We start from the raw sequence: 18,581 nt of genomic DNA on the forward strand, positions 1-18,581 counted from the left end.
AAACTGGCTGGCTGGCCTAACATGCAGCGCAGAAATAAATCAGCGCATCGGCACTGACTCACCACAACCGCTCTCCAGAGTACAAGCCAGATGCTCATAGAAAGATGAATAGTGAGAATATAGCAGACTCTGCACCCGGCGGTTTAGTGGCTTCAGGAGTTTGAAAAGAAACAAGATGTTTTTAGGAATGATCTAATCGCCCACCCGTGAAGAAAATAACAGGAAGCCGGGGAAAACAGAAGGGTGTTCGTCCCGGTTACGCCCTGTTTCTTATGGCTCAGAGGTATTCCACCGTAAACAGTACCTGAGTCTGAAAGCTGCCGCTGCTCACCACCGCTGCACGTCCTTTCAGTACCGAGGAAAAACGGAGCTGATTATCGCCATTATTAATGCGCTGCCATGCAACAGGCTGGTTATTGAATACCTGCTGCCCGAAGCGGTCACGAACGGCAATACCCACGGTAGTGTTACCCTGCCCGACCGAAAATAAACCATCAGGAAACGCCGTACCCTGGAAAGTCACGCGTACCCGATTTTTCAGCGAGGTACTGCAGCGCAGCAGATCCAGCGAAAAGTCCACCGCTGCGGACTCATGCCCGTTCTGCAGCGCAGAAGCACTGACATCACCAAAGTTGACCTGGATATTATCGGCCCCCGGAGAGATAGAGCATGGGGCATCCACCACCACGCCAGAAATATTAATTTTTCCATAGCCGTTATCCGCGCCTTCACAGCTAAAAGCAACCGCCAGGCACAACCACGCTGACCCGTATCGTGTCATGATCGTTCCCCTTCTGATAATGAGGAATAAAATAACCAGTGATAAAGTTCCAGATTTTTTTGCATCCCCAGTTTCAACATCACCGAACGTTTGTAAGTACTGATGGTTTTAGGATGTAAAGCCATGCTGGCTGCAATCTGGCGCGGTGTTAAGCTGCTGCGCAAATGTGCAATGAGCATTTTCTCGCGTGGCGTAAGGACATCTTCTTTGACCGCCCGCGGGTCGATAAGGGTAATCAGCCGATTTTTATCCGGTATCAGTTGCTTAAACACCTTGCCCAGTTGTTCCAGTGACTGCCTGGGGTGAAGATGCCGTGTGGGGTAACGTTGCAGGCCTGGCGGTAATCCTCTGCAGCTTTCTTCAAACGAATGATGAACCACGACTAGCTGGCTTTCTGCTGTCATCATCCGCCCGAACTGCAGCGAGGCACAGAGTGAAACGGCATCCAGTCCCGTCAGTAACAGGTCCACTTTTTTGACCGGCCTGGTCGATAGCCTCCTGACAGTATGCGGATACTGAGACTGTAGAAAGCGCAGAACCCCCTCGACAAAGAAACGGTCATGATCGAACATTACCAGCGTTAAACAGCGTGGATCGGACATCTTTTCTCCTTGACCCGAATAGCAACTGGCTTTATTGCAGACTCATTACCAATACCGCCGTGGCGTTGAATGGCCCGGTAGCCACCGCCGCATTGGAGGATCTGAGCAGCACGAAGCTGAAATCATCGCCGCCCACACCATTGGTAATCCGGCTACTGATGCTGTCGAACGGACGGACCAGTTTGCCCTGATGGTAAATCTGTACCGCCAGGTCAGGATTGGTGGTTTTAATCGCGTTGCCCGAGAAGCTGCTGACATCCGCTGATAGCGTCATTTTTATCGGCCAGCTACTGGTATCTTTACACTGATAGGGAATGTGCACTTCACGGCGGAACGGCGACAGGGTCGCGCTCTGGCTTAACTGATTACGCGCGATATAGCCAAAACTCACATCAATATCCTGCCCGTTGTTGATCGCACAGGTACCGGAGGTGTAGTAAGCATCATTGGCAGCAATCACCCGCCAGTTAGCGGTAAACACGCCGCCGGCGGGCGCGCTCCATTTATACATCTGCATACTGGCCACAACGGTACCGGCCTTGATATACACGCCGCGCCCTGGATTATCTTTCAACTGATAGAACGCTTTAACCTGCAGATCATGCCAGTTACCATCGCGCAGCTCATAAATCGTCAGCGCTGAGGTTATCGGGTTGAGATAGCGCTTACCGTTAATCTCCAGACCGCTGTTGAAAGAGGCATCCAGCGAGGTTTGATAGGTCCCGGCATTGATGCGCATATAGTCGACGTAGCGGGCAGGGATGGTGTTTTGACAGGTAAAGTATTGGGACAGATCGAACACCACTACGTCACCGATCATAATTTCCGGCGACAGGTTAACGGTGACATCAATATTGCGCTGTCCGACAGCATCAAACGCTTTACCATCGCGTTTATCAATGCAGGAGAAGGCCAGCGCCTTTAGCGGCAGCAGCATTACGATCAGCCAGAGCATCAAACGTTTCATGCTTGTGTGATGACCTTACAGGTCATCCCATGGCAGCGGAATATCAGGCTGGATCGGCCACCAAAATCATTGACGTATTGGAGTACCGGCGCGTCCCCCAACGCAGCGGGGCTGACATTCAGCTCCACGTCAGCACGCGGGGCAACCATCACCGGGGTGAAGTCCTTAAGAGGCTCCTCTCCCTTGCCGTGGCTGGCTTCAATAATCGTGATGTAGTAACCCGTGGGATTGTGCAAACGGTAGCGCCCTCCTTTGCGGACCAGCTGCACCTGCTGTTGAATCGGTGAGGCATATTGCGCGGACGAAATCTGCAGCGCCTCCGGGCGATAGAATAATTTTATTTTCGTCTGCAACGCGATTTGCAGCGTATTTGGCTGATCGGAGCGCGGTGGAATTTCGCGCAGGTTAAAATAAAATAACGTTTCTTTATCCTGGGAAAGTAAATTCACCGAAGAAAGCGACTGTATCTTTATCTGGCTTTTATCACCGGCCTCTATGCGCTGTACTGGCGGCAGTACCGTTAACGGTGAATTCACTTTTTCACCTTGTTCATTCTCAATCCAGCCCTGAGCAAGATAAGGAAGCCGGGGATTTTCATTGGCAATGGTCAGGCTGACCGACGGGTTTCCTGCATCCAAAATAATACGGGTACGATCGAGAGAAAGAGCCGCCTGCGACCAGGATGAAAAAAAGACTATACCGGCGGCAAGGGTATTCAGCCCCCCCGTGCTTGTTGACTGTTTCATTACATTTATTCCTTGATTTGATTCTGGGGCTTACCCGACATCGCGTGGTCGCCGATACACGGCAGTAGAAGATTATCCAGCCTGTCTTTATTCAATAGCGGCAGCGTAATCTGGCACTGTTGTCTGCCATCCCAGGAGACGCTCAAATGTTCTCCTGACTGCATGCCACTGAGATAAACGCTGCCGCCATCCGCCACCAACCCCACCGCCTGCTGACGTGCATTCATCACCTGTGCTCCGAACGGCGGGGATGTCCCCTCTTCCAGACGGATAACGGCCATCGCTTTCAATCCCGCCAGTACCGGAAAATGACGATAACCAATCGCCCCTTCGGTGAGCGTGGCGTGCACAATGGATGAGGTAACTTCGGCGTTTTCCGGCAGTTTATTAATATCAATGCCCACCTGATTTCGGTAATAGCTGCTGATATCGGAAATCACTAATTTCCCGCGACTATTGCTGTAAACAATTCCGCCGTTGGCCCGCACTGGAATATTGGCAACACCGTCGGTATCCAGTAATAAACGCGTTCCCCCAGGAGAGTTCTGACGGTGCGCCGCTACCCCTTTTGCTGTCGCGGTTATTCCACCTTTCAACGAGGCGCCAAAGGCCTGAAAATTATCTTGCTGCACATTGACGCTTCCGGTCAGCTGTGCACTACTGCCATCATGCAGATAATATCCGGACAGGGTATTACTGCTATTGGTGGTTCCGGCACTGAGACTGTAACTGTCGTTATTATTTATCTGGTTGTAATAATTAACCTGCTGGCTGTTATTATTGCGCCCACTCGAACCGCTATAGCTGAGAGTGCCCTGATGACCAATAGGTAATGATAAAGAGAGATAAAGCCCTTTATCACTCAGTTGGTTATAACGGTTCTGCCAGGCAGAGAATGAAAGGCTGGCATTTTTCCACTGCAGAATGTCGAAGTAGCGCGACAATGCCAGGCTATAGCGTTCGCTTTCCGGCCTGTCCCAATAGGTTTGACGGTTGTAACTGAGCTGTGCGCTGGTTCCCAGTGCCCGCAAATCCTGAGCCAGCGTGACGGTGTACATTTCACGGCTGTTGCTTTGCCCGTTACCGTGACGTTCGGCATCGAGAAATGCATCCATCGTCATAAACTCGCGTTCAGAAAAGCGATAGCCGGCAAAGGTGACCTGACTGCCATAATCGTCAAAGCGTTTGGAATAGCTCAGTCGGTATGAATTCCCCTGACGGGTATCTCCCCACGGAAGTCGGGCCACCGAATGAGTCACGTCAAAAGACATGGCACCGAACACCAGCAGATCGCGACCAATCCCGCTGGCAAGCGCCTGATAGTGCTCACTGCCGATCGCTCCGCCATACAGCGACCAGCCGTTATTCACTCCCCAGGAGAATTCGCCGCTGGCAAACTGCGGCCCACTCATACTGTGCTGCCCGTTTATCGGCTGCCCCAGCGCCATTTTGTAACGCAACTGTCCGGGACGCGTCAGATAGGGGATCGTCGCGGTGTTAAGGGTGAAAGTCTGAACCGACCCATCCTCTTCTTCGATACGAACCTGTAATTCCCCCAGCACTGAATCATCAATATCCTGGATGCGGAACGGCCCTGCGGCCACCTGAGTCTGATAAAGGACACGTCCCTGATGCATCACGACGACTCTGGCGTGGGTACGCGCCACACCGGTAATTTCCGGTGCGTAGCCACGGAGGTTGGGAGGTAACATATTGTCATCGGTGATCAGGCTGACACCAGCAAAGCGGAAGCTGTCGAAAATATCAGAGACCAGATAGTCCTCACCGACTACCAGCCTGGCTCCGCTTTCCGGCAGCGCGCGTGAGGCAGAGTAACGCGTCCAGTCGAAGGTATTGCGCGTAATACCATTGAGTGTGTCGCGACGCCCCTGCCAGTCTGCACGTAGCCGCCAGGGACCGAGGTTGGCACCGGCGACGCCTGTTCCGGCGGTGGTTCGCTGCTCACCGGCATGAGGGGTAAAACGGACCTGGCTATTCAGGTTGTAATCAAACAGCACGCCAGGGATCCCCTCATCCCAACGCGAGGGAGGATCCCAGTTGGCGGACTGATAGTTGAGGAATGCCTGTGGCACACTAATCGCCAGCGTTGTGGTGGAAAGATCGCCCCTTGCCTGCATTCCTTTCAGGCTGCGAATATCGAGGCACTGCCCCTCATGCCACCACTTCAACGTACTGACAGATTCGGATCGCAGCCCCAGCTCGCTGACGAGTTGCGCATCAAGGCACGGCAGGCTCGTCTCAGGATGGTCTTCCGCTAAATAAAAATTGATGGCGCGTTCTGCCAGCGGATCGTTATTCAGACGGATATTCATGGGGTAACGACCCGGCATGATGTAGCCCTTATGGGTAAAATTCGATACATCAATATTCTGACGGTCTTCCACATCAAACAGATCGGTATTGAACTGAATATCATCAGCATGAACACGACCACCCCATACCGCCAACCCCAGAAAAATGGAAATAGACAATATCCCTGGAAATTTTATTTTTAATGTTACTTTTTCCATAATTAAGCAGGCGGAGGATCCGTTTTCGTCTGATAAACAAATAAATAGCGCCCGGGATCCCGGACGCCATGTTCATCCGGCAAAAAGGATATCAGGGATAAGCCAGGGTGAAATTTGTGACCGCGGTGAATGCACCCGTGCCTACAGCAACAGGTTCATCGGTTGTACCATCACCTTTCAGTGCTGCGGTGAATTGCAGAGTGTTCGCACCACCATTAATATTCTGTGCTGTAGTTGCTGTACCCAGCTCGATTTTCTTGCCGCTACCATCGCGCAAAAGAATACTGGCACCGCTTGCTTCTCCGGTAATACCCAGTCGGCCATCCACACCGGATTTACCGGTAAAGGTCGCGGTTACCGTTTTTTTCGTGCTGTTATCGCAGTTCTGTAAATCAATGGTAAAAGGGATCGCAGTCTGCTCTCCGCCGTTAGCCAGCAATGTATTCGACACCTGCCCCAGAGGGATTTTCTGGTCGTCAACATTGGGTGCAATTGAGCAAGGTGCATTGACGATTGAACCGTAAAAAGTAATTTTACCACTTCCTTCATCGGCGGCATTAACTGCACCTGACACTGCGATAGTGAAAAGTGAAATAGCAGCGATTTTTTTAATTTCCATTTAGATATCCTTGAGTTTTATCTGTCTTGCAGAATGATCCATCCTCACAAAAGCTCCGGCTTTAGTTTACTTAAATGACAGCCAGACTCATCTCGGGTATTCCGTTGTGAAGTGCCGCAATACTAATCCGATCTTTCATCAAGTCACTGTCCATTTTTGTTGTTAATTTAAAAACCTTAAAAAACATAAAGTTAAATATATTATTAACATTGTGATAGCATTTTTAAGTGGAGCGATATATTCAACAACAACTAAATACATGTAAAACAAGGTGTTTATTATCCAGCTATCGAATCCATAGAGAAAAACGCAAAGCAAAATATCTTAGTTGGTTGACACAATCACCTGTGGCAAATAAGATAATTCTTACCAATTTTAAAATAAGAAAATAAGATATTTACGTATGCCTTTTGTTAGTAGGAAGAAGTTAGCGCTGGAAGTTAAGCTAAAAAGTATGTCCAGGGAATTCAGGGAGAGGAGTAAGATTGATGATGCCATTCAATGCCACTATGATCTTTTACTTAAACAGTACTTAACTAATCCGCTCTATTTCAAGACTCTGTTCAAGGCAAACAGATTTATTGTCGGCTCAGCCATATTAGGTATTTACTACACACGTTCAGGTAGTACGTTTAAAGACATTAAACGATTTTGTATTGGAAATGACCTGTTTAGCAGTAATTCACTGGATTCTTTTTTGCTTTTTTTGCGCGTGGGGGGAAGACTGGAGGTTTATCGCGATGCAAAAGATAAACGTAAGCTCAACTATAAACCGACAACGAAAGCGCTGGCAGAAACCCGGCGCATGATTAACACGATGCTGATTCCTTGTGCCATGTTGATAGATGATTTTGATTTGAACTTTTATCAAAAACATCCAAATTTTGTGCCGGAATTCTTCCGCACTTACTCAGAGATCACCCTGAATCGGTTATTTCTGCATGATTTGGTGCCAGGCAGCGGCGAGTTTTTGAGTCGGGATGGCGGTCATATGATTATGTTTAATATCTATCTTGAGAGCATCAAACAGAAATCACCGATCATTCATTACAATATTCTCAAAGCCGCTTTTTTCTGTGGCGTCTCAAGGTCACATATTCGGCGCTGCCTACAGGCAGCAGAGCAGGTCAATCTGCTGAAGATACAGGACGAGTCACAGCAACTCGCACTTTCTCAGGAATTTATTGATATGGTAAAAGATTATTTTTGTATTTATCTGGCGACTGTTGAACACGGGTTATCTGGGATGCGATAAAACGAAAAACCCCGCGCTGTTGCCAGCACGGGGTCAGAATGGATGGTGGAAGCGTAGAGATTCGAACTCTAGAACGGTTTCCCGTCGCCGGTTTTCAAGACCGGTGCCTTCAGCCACTCGGCCACGCTTCCACACGGTTATCAGCTTTGCTTAAGAAGACTCTCGCTAACTGATGGAGCGCAGTATAGGAGATGTTTTTCACTTTGCCAACACTATTTTTCGCTACTTTGTTGATTTTGTGAGCATTTGTGATTGTTTGCTGTAAATTTCAGCAATAGAGATCAAAAAGGAGAAAAAAGCCGCAGCAGCACATCACCCGCTTTTTTATTTCGCGCATAGCAAAACGGGCCAGCTTACGCTGACCCGTTGGATTTGATGGTGGAAGCGTAGAGATTCGAACTCTAGAACGGTTTCCCGTCGCCGGTTTTCAAGACCGGTGCCTTCAGCCACTCGGCCACGCTTCCACAATGGGGCGCACTATAAACATCCCTGTTCTGCTTGTAAAGTGAGTTTTGTATCAACTGCCAAAAAAAAAGCCTCAAACGGTTTGATTGTCGCTAATATCGCCATCTTGTTTAAAGAATCAGCGGATTAGCGCGTAAAGAAGGGTAAAACGCCTTTCCCCACCGCCATCTGCTCCTTATTCTGCATGATAGTCTGAGTCTTACTTTCGTGACCCTAAGAGGTGATTTATGGATCGCATTGTTTCGTCCACGCGCGACAGCTCGTTACTGAGCACGCACACAGTCCTGCGTAATACTTATTTTCTGCTCGGCCTGACCTTAGCGTTCTCAGCGGTGACTGCCACGCTAAGTACTGTGTACGCGCTGCCGGCACCCGGTTTAATACTGATGCTGGTCGGCTTTTATGGTCTGATGTTCCTGACCCATCGCCTGGCTAACAGCCCGGCGGGTATTCTGGCGGCCTTTGCCTTTACCGGTTTCCTGGGTTATTGCCTGGGCCCAATCCTGAACAGCTTCCTGTCTGCTGGAATGGGTGATGTGATCGGGCTGGCATTAGGGGGCACAGCATTAGTCTTCTTCTGCTGTTCAGCCTATGTGCTGACCACCCGTAAGGACATGTCTTTCCTTTCCGGGATGCTGATGGCGGGCTTTGTGGTGCTGTTGATTGCCGTCGTGGCCAATATCTTCCTTAACATCCCTGCCCTGCATATGGCGATCAGCGTGCTGTTTGTGCTGTTCTCTACCGGGGCCATTCTGTGGGAAACCAGCAACATCATTCACGGTGGCGAAACCAACTATATCCGCGCCACCGTCAGTCTGTATGTTTCTATCTACAACATCTTTGTCAGTCTGCTGAGCCTGCTGGGTATGTCACGCAGTAACTAAGTCATACAAACAACGTTATTAAAGCCCCGCACTGCGGGGCTTTATTTTTGCTGGGCCAAAAGTTTGGTAAACTGATCGCCGATTTTTAGTGTGAGGCAATGACAGTGCAGTTTGACGGGAAAGAGATTGAACGTGACGCTCAGGGATATTTGAAATCTACTGCCGCGTGGAGCGAAGGGCTGGCCCCGCTGTTAGCCGCAGAGGAAGGGATTGAATTAAGTGAGGCCCACTGGGAGGTGGTGCACTTTGTGCGCGCCTTCTATCTGGAGTTCAATACCTCCCCGGCGGTGAGAATGCTGGTGAAAGCGATGGCACAAAAGTACGGCGAAGAGAAAGGTAACAGCCGCTATCTGTTCCGACTGTTCCCAAAAGGCCCTGCGAAGCAGGCAACAAAAATTGCCGGACTACCAAAACCTGCCAAGTGCCTGTAAACATTAAATCGTGCTAAATCCGTGCGGAAGGTGTGCGGGATGGTGTGGCTCCGCCAGCACCTTCTCCACGCGGGCGCTGCGTGGCCCACCTGCTTTTAGCCACGCCAGCAGGGCCTCAACCTGCTGCGCCTCACCGCAGGCCAGCACTTCAACACTGCCGTCATCCAGATTTTTGGCATACCCCTTCACGCCCAGCGCTTTTGCTTCCCGCTGAGTGCTGTAACGAAACCCGACGCCCTGAACACTACCGTGGACCCATACGCGGATGCAGATGATTGCCATTTTCTCTCCTCTTGCCAACACCGATTGCTTTTTCGTGGTCGGCACCGGACAATATCGACTGATTCTCTGAGTGTAAGCATAGCAAAATATGACTGTTCGTTTGATTCTTGCCAAAGGACGTGAAAAGTCCTTACTTCGTCGCCATCCGTGGGTTTTCTCAGGGGCAGTTGCCCGTATGGAAGGCAAAGCCCAGTCGGGTGAAACTATTGATGTCTGTGACAGCCAGGGTAAATGGCTGGCACGTGCCGCCTGGTCACCGGAATCGCAGATCCGCGCCCGCGTGTGGAGCTGGCAGCAGGATGAGTCGATTGATATCGATTTCTTCGTACGCCGTTTACAGGCCGCGCAGCAGCTGCGTGACTGGCTGGCGCAGCGCGATAACCTTGACAGTTACCGACTGATTGCCGGTGAGTCTGATGGCTTACCGGGTATCACCATCGACCGCTTCGGCAACTTCCTGGTGCTGCAACTGCTTTCTGCCGGTGCTGAGTATCAGCGAGCACCGCTGATTACCGCTCTGCAGACCTGCTACCCGGATTGTGCTATCTATGACCGCTCTGATGTCAGCGTGCGTAAAAAAGAGGGTCTGGAACTGACCCAGGGCGTAGTGCTGGGTGATACTCCGCCTGAGCTGCTGCCGATTACCGAACACGGTATGAAACTGCTGGTCGACATTCAGACCGGGCATAAAACCGGTTACTACCTTGATCAGCGTGACAGCCGCCTGGCAACCCGCCGCTACGCGGAAGGCCGTCGTGTGCTCAACTGCTTCTCTTATACCGGTGGGTTTGCGGTATCGGCGCTGATGGGTAACTGCTCAGAAGTGATCAGTGTAGATACCTCACAGGCTGCGCTGGATGTGGCCCGCCAGAACGTGGAGCTGAACGGTCTGGATGTGAGCAAAGCGAAGTTCCAGCGTGACGATGTCTTTAAATTGCTGCGCCGTTATCGCGAGGAAGGCGAAAAATTCGATCTGATCATCATGGATCCGCCGAAATTTGTTGAGAACAAAAACCAGTTGATGGGTGCCTGCCGTGGTTATAAAGACATCAATATGCTGGCGATGCAGTTACTCAATCCTGGCGGGATGCTGATGACCTTCTCCTGCTCAGGGCTGATGGCGACTGACCTGTTCCAGAAAATCATTGCCGATGCCGCCCTTGATGCACAGCGCGACGTTCAATTTATTGAGCAGTTCCGTCAGGCTGCCGATCACCCGGTTATCGCCAGCTATCCGGAAGGAATGTATCTGAAAGGATTTGCCTGCCGCGTGTTGTAACTTGAAAACGCTGCCTTTGCCTCCATATATATAGAGATAAGGGCAACTTTTCTCAGGAGGTTACGATGATTGCCAGCAAATATGGTATCGGACAACAGGTACGCCACCAGCTACTCGGTTTTCTCGGGGTTATTGTTGATGTCGACCCGGAATACTCATTAACCGAGCCCGCTATAGACGAGGTTGACGGCGCCGAAACGCTTCGCTCCTCACCCTGGTATCACGTGGTGATGGAAGATGATGATGGTCAGCGGGTGCAAACCTACCTGGCAGAAGCGCAAATCGCATGGGAATCACCTGGTGAGCATCCTGAACAGCCCTCTCTAGATGAACTGGCGGCATCAATCCGCCAGCAGCTCCAGGCCCCCAGCCTCAGGCATTAAAAAAACCCCGTTAACACGGGGTTTTTTTGTTATTTTTCCAGCCCCAGGCGGGGAATTTCAATTTTCGGGCAGCGGTCCATGATCACCTTCAACCCGGCTTCTCCAGCCAGAACAGCGGCCTGTTCGTTGATCACGCCAATCTGGAACCACAGCGATTTTGCGCCAATAGCAATCGCCTCCTGCGCCACACCCCACGCAGCCTCCGTATTGCGAAAGACATCGACCATATCAATGCTGTGGGGAATATCACTCAGTTCAGCGTAAACGGTTTGCCCCAGCAAAGTACTGCCTGCCAGTTTGGGGCTAACCGGGATGACCTGATAACCTTGTGACAACAGGTAAGCCATCACACCGTAACTTGGCCGCCCGGGTTTATCACTGGCGCCGACCAGTGCAATGGTTTTTGTCGATGTCAGAACATCAGCGATGGTTTTATCACTCATTGTTGCCTCCATTTGCCTTACTGGCTCTATTGCCGCTAAGTGTGGCTTATTCACCACATTAAAAAATGCAACTCATGCGATTCTCGATTTATAGCACGATTAAGTATTTTTAAATGTTAATATGCTGCCATACTGAAAGACTTTGATACATTCACACCCCCTTATATCCTTTACCCTGCTGGAGAAAGAATGAAGCTGCGTATGGTCATCACCGGACTGATAGCGATGCTGGTTGCCGCAACCGTGCAGGCGACAACGCTGAAGCTTTCAGCCGATATTGACCTGCTGGTACTGGATGGACACAAGATTTCGGGTTCGCTGCTCAAAGGCGCAGAAGGTCTGGAACTCGAGCGCGGGGAACACCAGTTGCTCTTTCGTGTAGAAAGAACGGTCACACGCAACGCGCAGACGCCGATCAACTGGGTTTCAGCGCCTCAGATTGTCAAATTTACTGCCAGCACTCAGTCGGTCGTGATTCAGTTACCCGCGTTGCAAACGTTGCATGACGGAAAGCACTTCGACAAAAATCCGCAGTTTACGCTGGTGAATGAACACGGCGTCGAGATTGAGAGCCAACGGGATGCGCTTCGTTTGCAGACGCAGGACGATCTCGAACAGGCAATGATACAGTATAACCTCGATAACAAAGTCGCCTCGGTGCCACGCTTTGCTCAGCCAATGCGCCGTACCTCTCAATCGGCTTCTGTTCTTCCCGATCCCTCAACCAGCCAGCATCCGGCCGAACGCATGCTGCGTCTTTGGTACTTGCAGGTCGATTCAGCCACCCGTCAGCGTTTTGTGATGTTGATGAAGGCCCTGCATACCAGTTGATATCGGCAGATACCCGGCGCTACACTCAATCCTCTGTTTGCTTATTCCTCTTGCCCTACCCAACCAGGATACTGAATGGATCAGACAACCCGCACTCTCCAGCCACAGAAACATATCGCGCTGGTAGCCCACGACCACTGTAAGAATGCTTTAATGCAGTGGGTGGATGTTCATAAAGAACAGTTGCAGCATCATACGCTTTACGCCACCGGAACAACCGGCAATCTGGTACAACGCGCCACCGGATTACCGGTAACGGCGATGCTGAGTGGCCCAATGGGCGGCGATCAGCAGGTCGGTGCGTTGATTTCGGAGGGGAAAATTGATGTACTGATTTTCTTTTGGGACCCACTGAATGCGGTACCACATGACCCCGATGTGAAAGCGCTGCTGCGTCTGGCCACCGTGTGGAATATTCCTGTTGCAACGAACCGTGCCACCGCTGACTTCATTATTCAGTCACCGTTGTTCGCCCGCCAGGTTGAAATCCAGATCCCGGATTACGAACGCTACCTGCAACAGCGCCTGAAGTAACTCAGGCGCTGGCCGTCAGGGTTTACGTAATACCGGTACGCCCTGACGGCTGAACTCGGCAACAAATACCGAGGGATGATCACGATCATACATTAACCACACCTGCTGCTTCGCACGCGTGATTGCAACATACGCAAGTCTTCGCTCTTCGGCGTCCGGAAAGTCTTCCGGGGCAGGTAACAGCGCATCTTCCATCACTGACTCTCTGGCTGCTGCCGGGAAGCCCTCTTTGCCCTCTGCCAACCCCAGAAGAATGACATAATCTGCCTGCTGCCCTTTGCTGGCATGAATAGTCATAAAATCAATATTGAGCTTCGGCCAGCGCGTTGCGGCTTTATCCAGTATTTCCGGTCGCAGATGGTGATAACGCGCCAGAACCAGAATTCTCTCGCCAGCAGAGGCATAGCCACTCAGCTTGTTCATCAGCGCTTCCAACTGCTCTTCAGGCAACAAAGAGATGGCTTTTTTATGGCCTTTAATCGGGCTGTTAAGTGGTTTTTTTAACTGATGAGGGTTGCATTGAATAAAGGTATTCGCGATTTCGCCAATACGCTGATTAAAACGGTAGGTGGTATCCAGCACACAACGGTCGCCTTCACCAAAATGGTGATGGAAGGCCGTTGTTAAGCTCATTTCAGCGCCACTGAAGCGATAGATAGCCTGCCAGTCGTCCCCCACCGCAAACAGTGTGGTCTGTTTATTCTGACGGCGCAGTGCCGCCAGCAAAGCGGCACGCTGCGGAGAGATATCCTGAAACTCATCGACGAGAATATGTTTCCAGGGGCTGATAAAGCGCCCTTTATCAAGGATATTTACCGCCTGATGAATCAGCCCGGCGAAATCAACCGCTCCCTCTTCTTTCAGCGCACCCTTCCACGCTTTCATCATCGGTGCCATTAATTTGACCCGTTTGCTGAAAAGATCGCGGACTTCGTCAGGTGCACTCTCGATCATCGCAGCCTGTGCTCCGCCGTGCATACGCATCAGTCCAAGCCAACGCTCAAGCCGACTGGCTAGGCGCCGCGCCAGGCGATCGTCCTGCCAGAAACTGCCTTCCTCCAGTTCCCACTCCAGCTCCTCTGTCAGCCACTGCCGCCAGCCGTTCGCATGCGCTTTTTTCTCATTACACTGCTGTCGCCAGATCTCAATCAGTAGCGCCTGACGCGCACCATGATCGGTTTCCAGTTTGCTGATCGTGGGGGCTTTATTGCTGCCCTGCTGAATGATGTGTAAAGCCAGGGAATGGAAAGTACGCGCCTGGATCTCTTCGGTATGCAGGCGTTCCTGGATACGTTCGTTCATTTCTTTGGCCGCCTGGCGACCAAACGCCAGCAATAGAATCTGCCCCGCACTGGCCTGCCGACGCATCATCAACCAACCTGCCCGCGCCACCAGCACGGATGTTTTACCACTGCCTGCCCCCGCCAGAACCAGCACGGCATCCTCTCCGTTAACAACGGAGCGTGCCTGGGAAAGATTCAGCGGTGAGGTTTCCACCTGATTAAAGAAATCCGCATGCTGTTCCAGCATACGGTTGGTCCATTCATTGTTGCGCTGAACACGGCGTGCATCGCTGTTATGGAGCCACTGCTGGCAGTAAAGGTAGGGTTCGCGACAATTATCAAATTCCCCCAATCGTTCTGCGGGCAACGGCACGGCGTCAAACGCTTTACGGATCGCCAGTTGCCAGGCACTGATATCACTACGACGCAGCCATTTGTCCTGTTGTTCCGCCTCATAAATTTGCTGCTGCTGTGCTAACAGAACGCTGGCTGAAACATCGCTCATTTCCTTACTCCACTGCTGCCATTCCTGGTTGAGATAGTGGAAAAAGCGCTGTGTTTCACTCCATTCGGTGCCGTGAAGGCGCACGACCTTTTCGTCAGGCAGCGTAAACTCAAGCTCACCCCATACCAGCCCACGCTTACATTTAATTGCCAGTAACTGATTGAACGGGATCAAATACTCATGCTTTTCACCGCTAACTTCTACACCTGCGGTCAGAAGACGCACCCGATTATAAGGATGCTGTGCCAGATGTTTACCCAACGCTGTTGCTTTCAGTTCCATTCCGGTGACCCTGGCTGAGGTTATTTTCATCATCAGACAGTTTAACTGGCTGACGTGTACCTCTCCAGCGCTAAAACACGTTACAATCAAGGTATTGTCGGTTAATCACCGTTATCTGCTGAAGGGAAACTCTTTTATGCGCACCGTATTAAATGTTCTGAATTTTGTGCTGGGTGGATTCCTGACCACATTCTCCTGGCTGGTGGCCACGGTTGTGAGCATTATTTTTATCTTTACCCTGCCACTCACCCGCTCCTGCTGGGAGATAACCAAACTGTCTCTCCTCCCTTATGGTAATGAAGCAGTGCATGTTGATGAGCTGAACCCATCAGGTAAAAATGCGCTTCTGAATTCTGGCGGCACTCTGCTGAACATTTTCTGGCTGGTACTGTTTGGCTGGTGGCTGTGCGTGATGCATATCATGGCAGGCATCGCACAGTGTGTGACGATTATTGGCATTCCCGTTGGTATCGCTAATTTTAAAATTGCTGCTATTGCCTTGTGGCCGGTTGGCCGCCGCGTGGTTTCCGTCGAAGTTGCTCAGGCCGCTCGTGAAGCCAACGCACGTGCGCGTTTCCGCTAAGTTACGATAATGAACAAGACCATGATCGGCAATGTACGCCGCTACGCCTTTAACAGTACCTGGTTGTACAATATCCGCATCACTCTGGCGCTGGCAGGCACCACTGCCGTACCCTGGTGGCTGCATCAGATTACCTGGACGATCCCACTAACGCTGGGAGTCGTGGCTGCTGCGCTGGCGGATCTTGACGATCGTCTTGCCGGACGATTACGTAACCTGCTGATCACGCTGGTCTGTTTTTGTATTGCTTCCGTTTCAGTCGAATTACTCTTCCCGCATCCGTGGCTATTTGTTGCCGGGCTAGCGCTGTCCAGTTGGGGCTTCATTTTGCTCGGCGCACTGGGGCCTCGTTACGCAACAATCGCCTTTGGCGCATTACTGATCGCCATTTATACCATGCTGGGCATTCATTTATTTCCGCAATGGTATCTGCAACCGGTGCTGCTACTGCTGGGTGCAGTATGGTACAACCTTCTGACCTTATCCGGACATCTGCTGTTCCCTATCCGGCCGTTGCAGGAAAATATATCTCGCTGCTTTGCGCAACTGGCGCGCTATCTGGAAGCCAAAGCCAACCTGTTTGATCCCGATATTGAAGGGGATGATCACCAAACGCTGGTCGACGTGGCAATGGCGAACAGTCAACTGGTTCAACTGCTTAATCAGGCCAAAGCATCGATTCAGTCACGACTGCGCGGTGACCGTGGTCAGCGTGGTACTCGCAGAACGCTACACTACTATTTTGTTGCGCAGGATATCCATGAACGAGCCAGCTCTTCCCATGTGCAGTATCACGCACTGCGTAAAGCATGGGGGGAGAGCGATATTCTGTTCCGCTTTCAGCGTCTTTTATCTTTACAGGCACAAGCTTGCCGACGGCTCTCGCGCTCAATCTTACTGCGAGAGCCTTATCAGCATGATGCGCGCTTCGAACGAGTCTTTATAAACCTGCATGCTGCGCTGCATCGCCTTGAAACCGCGCAGCCTGACAGCACGGAGGTCAAAGCCATGGCCTACCTGCTGAACAACCTTAAAGCGATTGATGCCCAGTTGGCGACTATTGAATCAGAGCAAGTTCTGACAGAGGGCGATGCCCCGCATGACCAGACGCTATCCAGCGAGGGGCTAACTGGCTGGAGCGATATTCTTCTTCGCCTGAGCCGCCATCTCAGCCCGGAGTCTCCGCTGTTTCGTCATGCAGTCCGCATGTCGCTTCTGCTGTGCGTTGGCTATGGCATTATTCAGGCTACCGGGGTGCAACACGGTTACTGGATATTGCTGACCAGTCTGTTTGTCTGCCAGCCCAATTACAGTGCGACGCGTCGTCGCCTGGCATTACGTATTATCGGTACACTCGCCGGGATTGTACTGGGTCTGCCGTTGCTGTGGCTGGTTCCTTCTGTTGAAGGACAATTGATGCTGATTGTGGTTACGGGCGTGCTGTTCTTCGCTTTCCGCAACGTTCAGTATGCGCATGCCACCATGTTTATTACCTTGCTGGTGTTACTGTGCTTCAACCTGTTGGGCGAAGGATTTGAAGTCGCGATACCGCGTATTGTTGATACGCTGGTTGGCTGCGGTATTGCCTGGCTGGCGGTGACATTTATCTGGCCTGACTGGCGTTTTCGCCGGCTTCCTGCCGTTGCTGAACGCACCCTGAATGCGAACTGCCGCTATCTCGATGCTATTCTGGTGCAGTATCACCAGGGTAAAGATAACCGACTGGATTATCGTATTGCTCGCCGCGATGCCCATAACGGTGATGCAGAACTGGCATCCGTTGTTTCTAATCTCTCGGTCGAAAATAAATCTGATCTGGCATTGCGAGAAGCGGCTTTCCGTTTGCTGTGCCTTAACCATTCATTTTTGAGCTACATTTCTGCTTTAGGCGCGCATCGTGAGAAGCTGGAAAACGATGCCATGCTGCAGCTCATGGATGATGCCGTCTGTTATGTCGACGATGTACTGCATATTGACATCGTCGATGAGGCGAAAGCACAGCGTATGATCGACAGTCTGGCGCTACGCTTACAGCACAGCGAAGCCAATGCCGAAACAAAAGAACCACTGGTCTTGCAGCAGGTTGGTTTACTGGTGGCTCTTTTACCTGAAATTACGTGCCTTAAAAAACAAATAGCCTTACGTGGTTAATCTTCTTCACGCGGCTTTTTACGCTCTCGCTGCGTATTGTAGTTAAACCAAAGGCGCAGCTCTTCTTTCATCTCTTGTGGAAGCGCGGCATAGTGGCGACCGACAATGGCCCCTTGCAAAGCGAAGAGCACCGTTAACCCCAGATTCTTGTTGTTGTTACGTAGCAGCAGCCAGCTTCGTTTTGCTCCCTGTTGAACCAGCATCTCGATGGTTGAAATACCCACTTGCCGTAGTAACATTTCCATTCTGATGCCCATATTGGGCAGGTCCTTCAGACGGCGGTTATTCTGACGCTCTCTCTGCTGTTGCTTCGCTCCCTGCAGGCAAAGCTGGGAGATGGCTACCAGCTGTTCACCATCAGACCACAAGGCACCATCAACACGATAGTAATTGAGTTCTACTGGCACACCACGCTTACTAAGGCTCAGCGGTGTCATCTTACGCTCAACAATATAGGATTGAACCTCTTCACAGGCGCGAAGATAAAGCTCTCCTTGAGCCACCACGGCAAACACAGTTTTTTCCACTGCCAGGCAATAACCGCCAAACTGTGTACGGGACTGCACCTCTCCAAGCTGAGCCAGTCGTTGTTTCGCTTCTGCAATTTTACGTTTCGAACGATCCATATTCTCATCCCAAGTTAGTTAAGAAATAACTCATAAGGTCTCGGTAAAACATATTAGAAAATAGGCAATACTCATTACAGGTTCAACGACTAATTTTTATTTCATGTGTTTACATTGT

General features: G+C 51.0%; 19 protein-coding genes and 2 tRNA genes. 9 read left to right on the forward strand and 12 right to left on the reverse strand.

The genetic code is table 11. The features are described 5' to 3' along the window. Positions 1-277 precede the first annotated feature (277 nt). The 6 genes from FY046_RS06385 to FY046_RS06410 all read right to left on the reverse strand — a co-directional run bounded on the left by FY046_RS06385 (position 278) and on the right by FY046_RS06410 (position 6,246). Positions 278-781, reverse strand: coding sequence for a fimbrial protein (locus tag FY046_RS06385; protein WP_133840981.1), 504 nt, complete (start codon positions 779-781; stop codon positions 278-280). Next, a complete protein-coding gene (locus FY046_RS06390) occupies positions 778-1,383 on the reverse strand; it encodes a LuxR C-terminal-related transcriptional regulator (protein WP_133840982.1) in 606 nt (201 codons plus the stop codon). The genes FY046_RS06385 and FY046_RS06390 overlap by 4 nt, the downstream gene beginning before the upstream one ends. A gap of 31 nt (positions 1,384-1,414) precedes the next feature. Beyond that, entirely contained in the window at positions 1,415-2,350 is a 936-nt protein-coding gene (locus FY046_RS06395; RefSeq protein WP_159337116.1) for a fimbrial protein, read from the reverse strand. After that, complete coding sequence (locus FY046_RS06400; protein ID WP_446185884.1) at positions 2,347-3,096, reverse strand: fimbria/pilus periplasmic chaperone; 750 nt, start codon at positions 3,094-3,096, stop codon at positions 2,347-2,349. The genes FY046_RS06395 and FY046_RS06400 overlap by 4 nt, the downstream gene beginning before the upstream one ends. Before the next feature lie 5 nt (positions 3,097-3,101). After that, positions 3,102-5,588 (reverse strand): outer membrane usher protein, encoded by a 2,487-nt coding sequence (locus FY046_RS06405; protein WP_446185885.1) that lies wholly within the window; start codon positions 5,586-5,588, stop codon positions 3,102-3,104. A gap of 130 nt (positions 5,589-5,718) precedes the next feature. Next, positions 5,719-6,246 carry a fimbrial protein gene (locus tag FY046_RS06410; RefSeq protein ID WP_167864850.1) on the reverse strand — a complete coding sequence of 176 codons (528 nt, stop codon included), beginning with the start codon at positions 6,244-6,246 and terminating at the stop codon, positions 5,719-5,721. 403 nt (positions 6,247-6,649) lie between these two features. Here FY046_RS06410 and FY046_RS06415 point away from each other — a divergent pair, with 403 nt between their 5' ends. After that, positions 6,650-7,501, forward strand: coding sequence for a hypothetical protein (locus tag FY046_RS06415; RefSeq protein WP_133840987.1), 852 nt, complete (start codon positions 6,650-6,652; stop codon positions 7,499-7,501). 43 nt (positions 7,502-7,544) lie between these two features. Here the strand turns inward: FY046_RS06415 and FY046_RS06420 are convergent. Continuing rightward, positions 7,545-7,632 (reverse strand) — tRNA-Ser (locus tag FY046_RS06420). Positions 7,633-7,877: 245 nt separating this feature from the next. Further along, positions 7,878-7,965 (reverse strand) — tRNA-Ser (locus tag FY046_RS06425). Between the two features lie 228 nt (positions 7,966-8,193). Between FY046_RS06425 and yccA the strand changes: the two genes are divergently transcribed. Next, positions 8,194-8,850 carry an FtsH protease modulator YccA gene (gene yccA / locus FY046_RS06430; protein WP_133840988.1) on the forward strand — a complete coding sequence of 219 codons (657 nt, stop codon included), beginning with the start codon at positions 8,194-8,196 and terminating at the stop codon, positions 8,848-8,850. Positions 8,851-8,954: 104 nt separating this feature from the next. After that, a complete protein-coding gene (gene tusE / locus FY046_RS06435; protein ID WP_133842087.1) occupies positions 8,955-9,281 on the forward strand; it encodes a sulfurtransferase TusE in 327 nt (108 codons plus the stop codon). A 3-nt stretch (positions 9,282-9,284) separates the two neighbouring features. Here tusE and yccX read toward each other — a convergent pair whose 3' ends face one another. Beyond that, a complete protein-coding gene (yccX, locus tag FY046_RS06440) occupies positions 9,285-9,563 on the reverse strand; it encodes an acylphosphatase (RefSeq protein WP_133840989.1) in 279 nt (92 codons plus the stop codon). Positions 9,564-9,651: 88 nt separating this feature from the next. Between yccX and rlmI the strand changes: the two genes are divergently transcribed. Further along, the gene (rlmI, locus tag FY046_RS06445) at positions 9,652-10,842 is read left to right on the forward strand and encodes a 23S rRNA (cytosine(1962)-C(5))-methyltransferase RlmI (protein ID WP_133840990.1); all 1,191 of its coding nucleotides are present in this window, start codon (positions 9,652-9,654) and stop codon (positions 10,840-10,842) included. A 65-nt stretch (positions 10,843-10,907) separates the two neighbouring features. Continuing rightward, a complete protein-coding gene (gene hspQ, locus FY046_RS06450) occupies positions 10,908-11,225 on the forward strand; it encodes a heat shock protein HspQ (protein WP_133840991.1) in 318 nt (105 codons plus the stop codon). A 29-nt stretch (positions 11,226-11,254) separates the two neighbouring features. On the opposite strand, the gene FY046_RS06455 is transcribed toward hspQ, so the two are convergent. After that, a complete protein-coding gene (locus FY046_RS06455) occupies positions 11,255-11,668 on the reverse strand; it encodes a CoA-binding protein (RefSeq protein WP_133840992.1) in 414 nt (137 codons plus the stop codon). 189 nt (positions 11,669-11,857) lie between these two features. Here FY046_RS06455 and FY046_RS06460 point away from each other — a divergent pair, with 189 nt between their 5' ends. Together FY046_RS06460 and FY046_RS06465 are read left to right on the forward strand one after the other, a co-directional pair. Next, positions 11,858-12,499: a DUF2057 family protein gene (locus tag FY046_RS06460; protein WP_133840993.1), complete on the forward strand. Its 642-nt coding sequence runs from the start codon at positions 11,858-11,860 to the stop codon at positions 12,497-12,499. Positions 12,500-12,574: 75 nt separating this feature from the next. Further along, positions 12,575-13,033 carry a methylglyoxal synthase gene (locus FY046_RS06465; protein ID WP_133840994.1) on the forward strand — a complete coding sequence of 153 codons (459 nt, stop codon included), beginning with the start codon at positions 12,575-12,577 and terminating at the stop codon, positions 13,031-13,033. Positions 13,034-13,048: 15 nt separating this feature from the next. On the opposite strand, the gene helD is transcribed toward FY046_RS06465, so the two are convergent. Further along, the gene (gene helD, locus FY046_RS06470; RefSeq protein ID WP_159337119.1) at positions 13,049-15,103 is read right to left on the reverse strand and encodes a DNA helicase IV; all 2,055 of its coding nucleotides are present in this window, start codon (positions 15,101-15,103) and stop codon (positions 13,049-13,051) included. Between the two features lie 136 nt (positions 15,104-15,239). Here helD and FY046_RS06475 point away from each other — a divergent pair, with 136 nt between their 5' ends. Further along, complete coding sequence (locus FY046_RS06475) at positions 15,240-15,686, forward strand: YccF domain-containing protein (RefSeq protein WP_133840996.1); 447 nt, start codon at positions 15,240-15,242, stop codon at positions 15,684-15,686. 9 nt (positions 15,687-15,695) lie between these two features. Continuing rightward, positions 15,696-17,837, forward strand: coding sequence for a YccS family putative transporter (gene yccS / locus FY046_RS06480; protein WP_446185886.1), 2,142 nt, complete (start codon positions 15,696-15,698; stop codon positions 17,835-17,837). Here yccS and FY046_RS06485 read toward each other — a convergent pair. Further along, the gene (locus FY046_RS06485) at positions 17,834-18,463 is read right to left on the reverse strand and encodes a TfoX/Sxy family DNA transformation protein (protein WP_133840998.1); all 630 of its coding nucleotides are present in this window, start codon (positions 18,461-18,463) and stop codon (positions 17,834-17,836) included. The genes yccS and FY046_RS06485 overlap by 4 nt on opposite strands. Positions 18,464-18,581: the final 118 nt, after the last annotated feature.

The organism is Erwinia sp. 1181_3 (genome assembly GCF_052824965.1).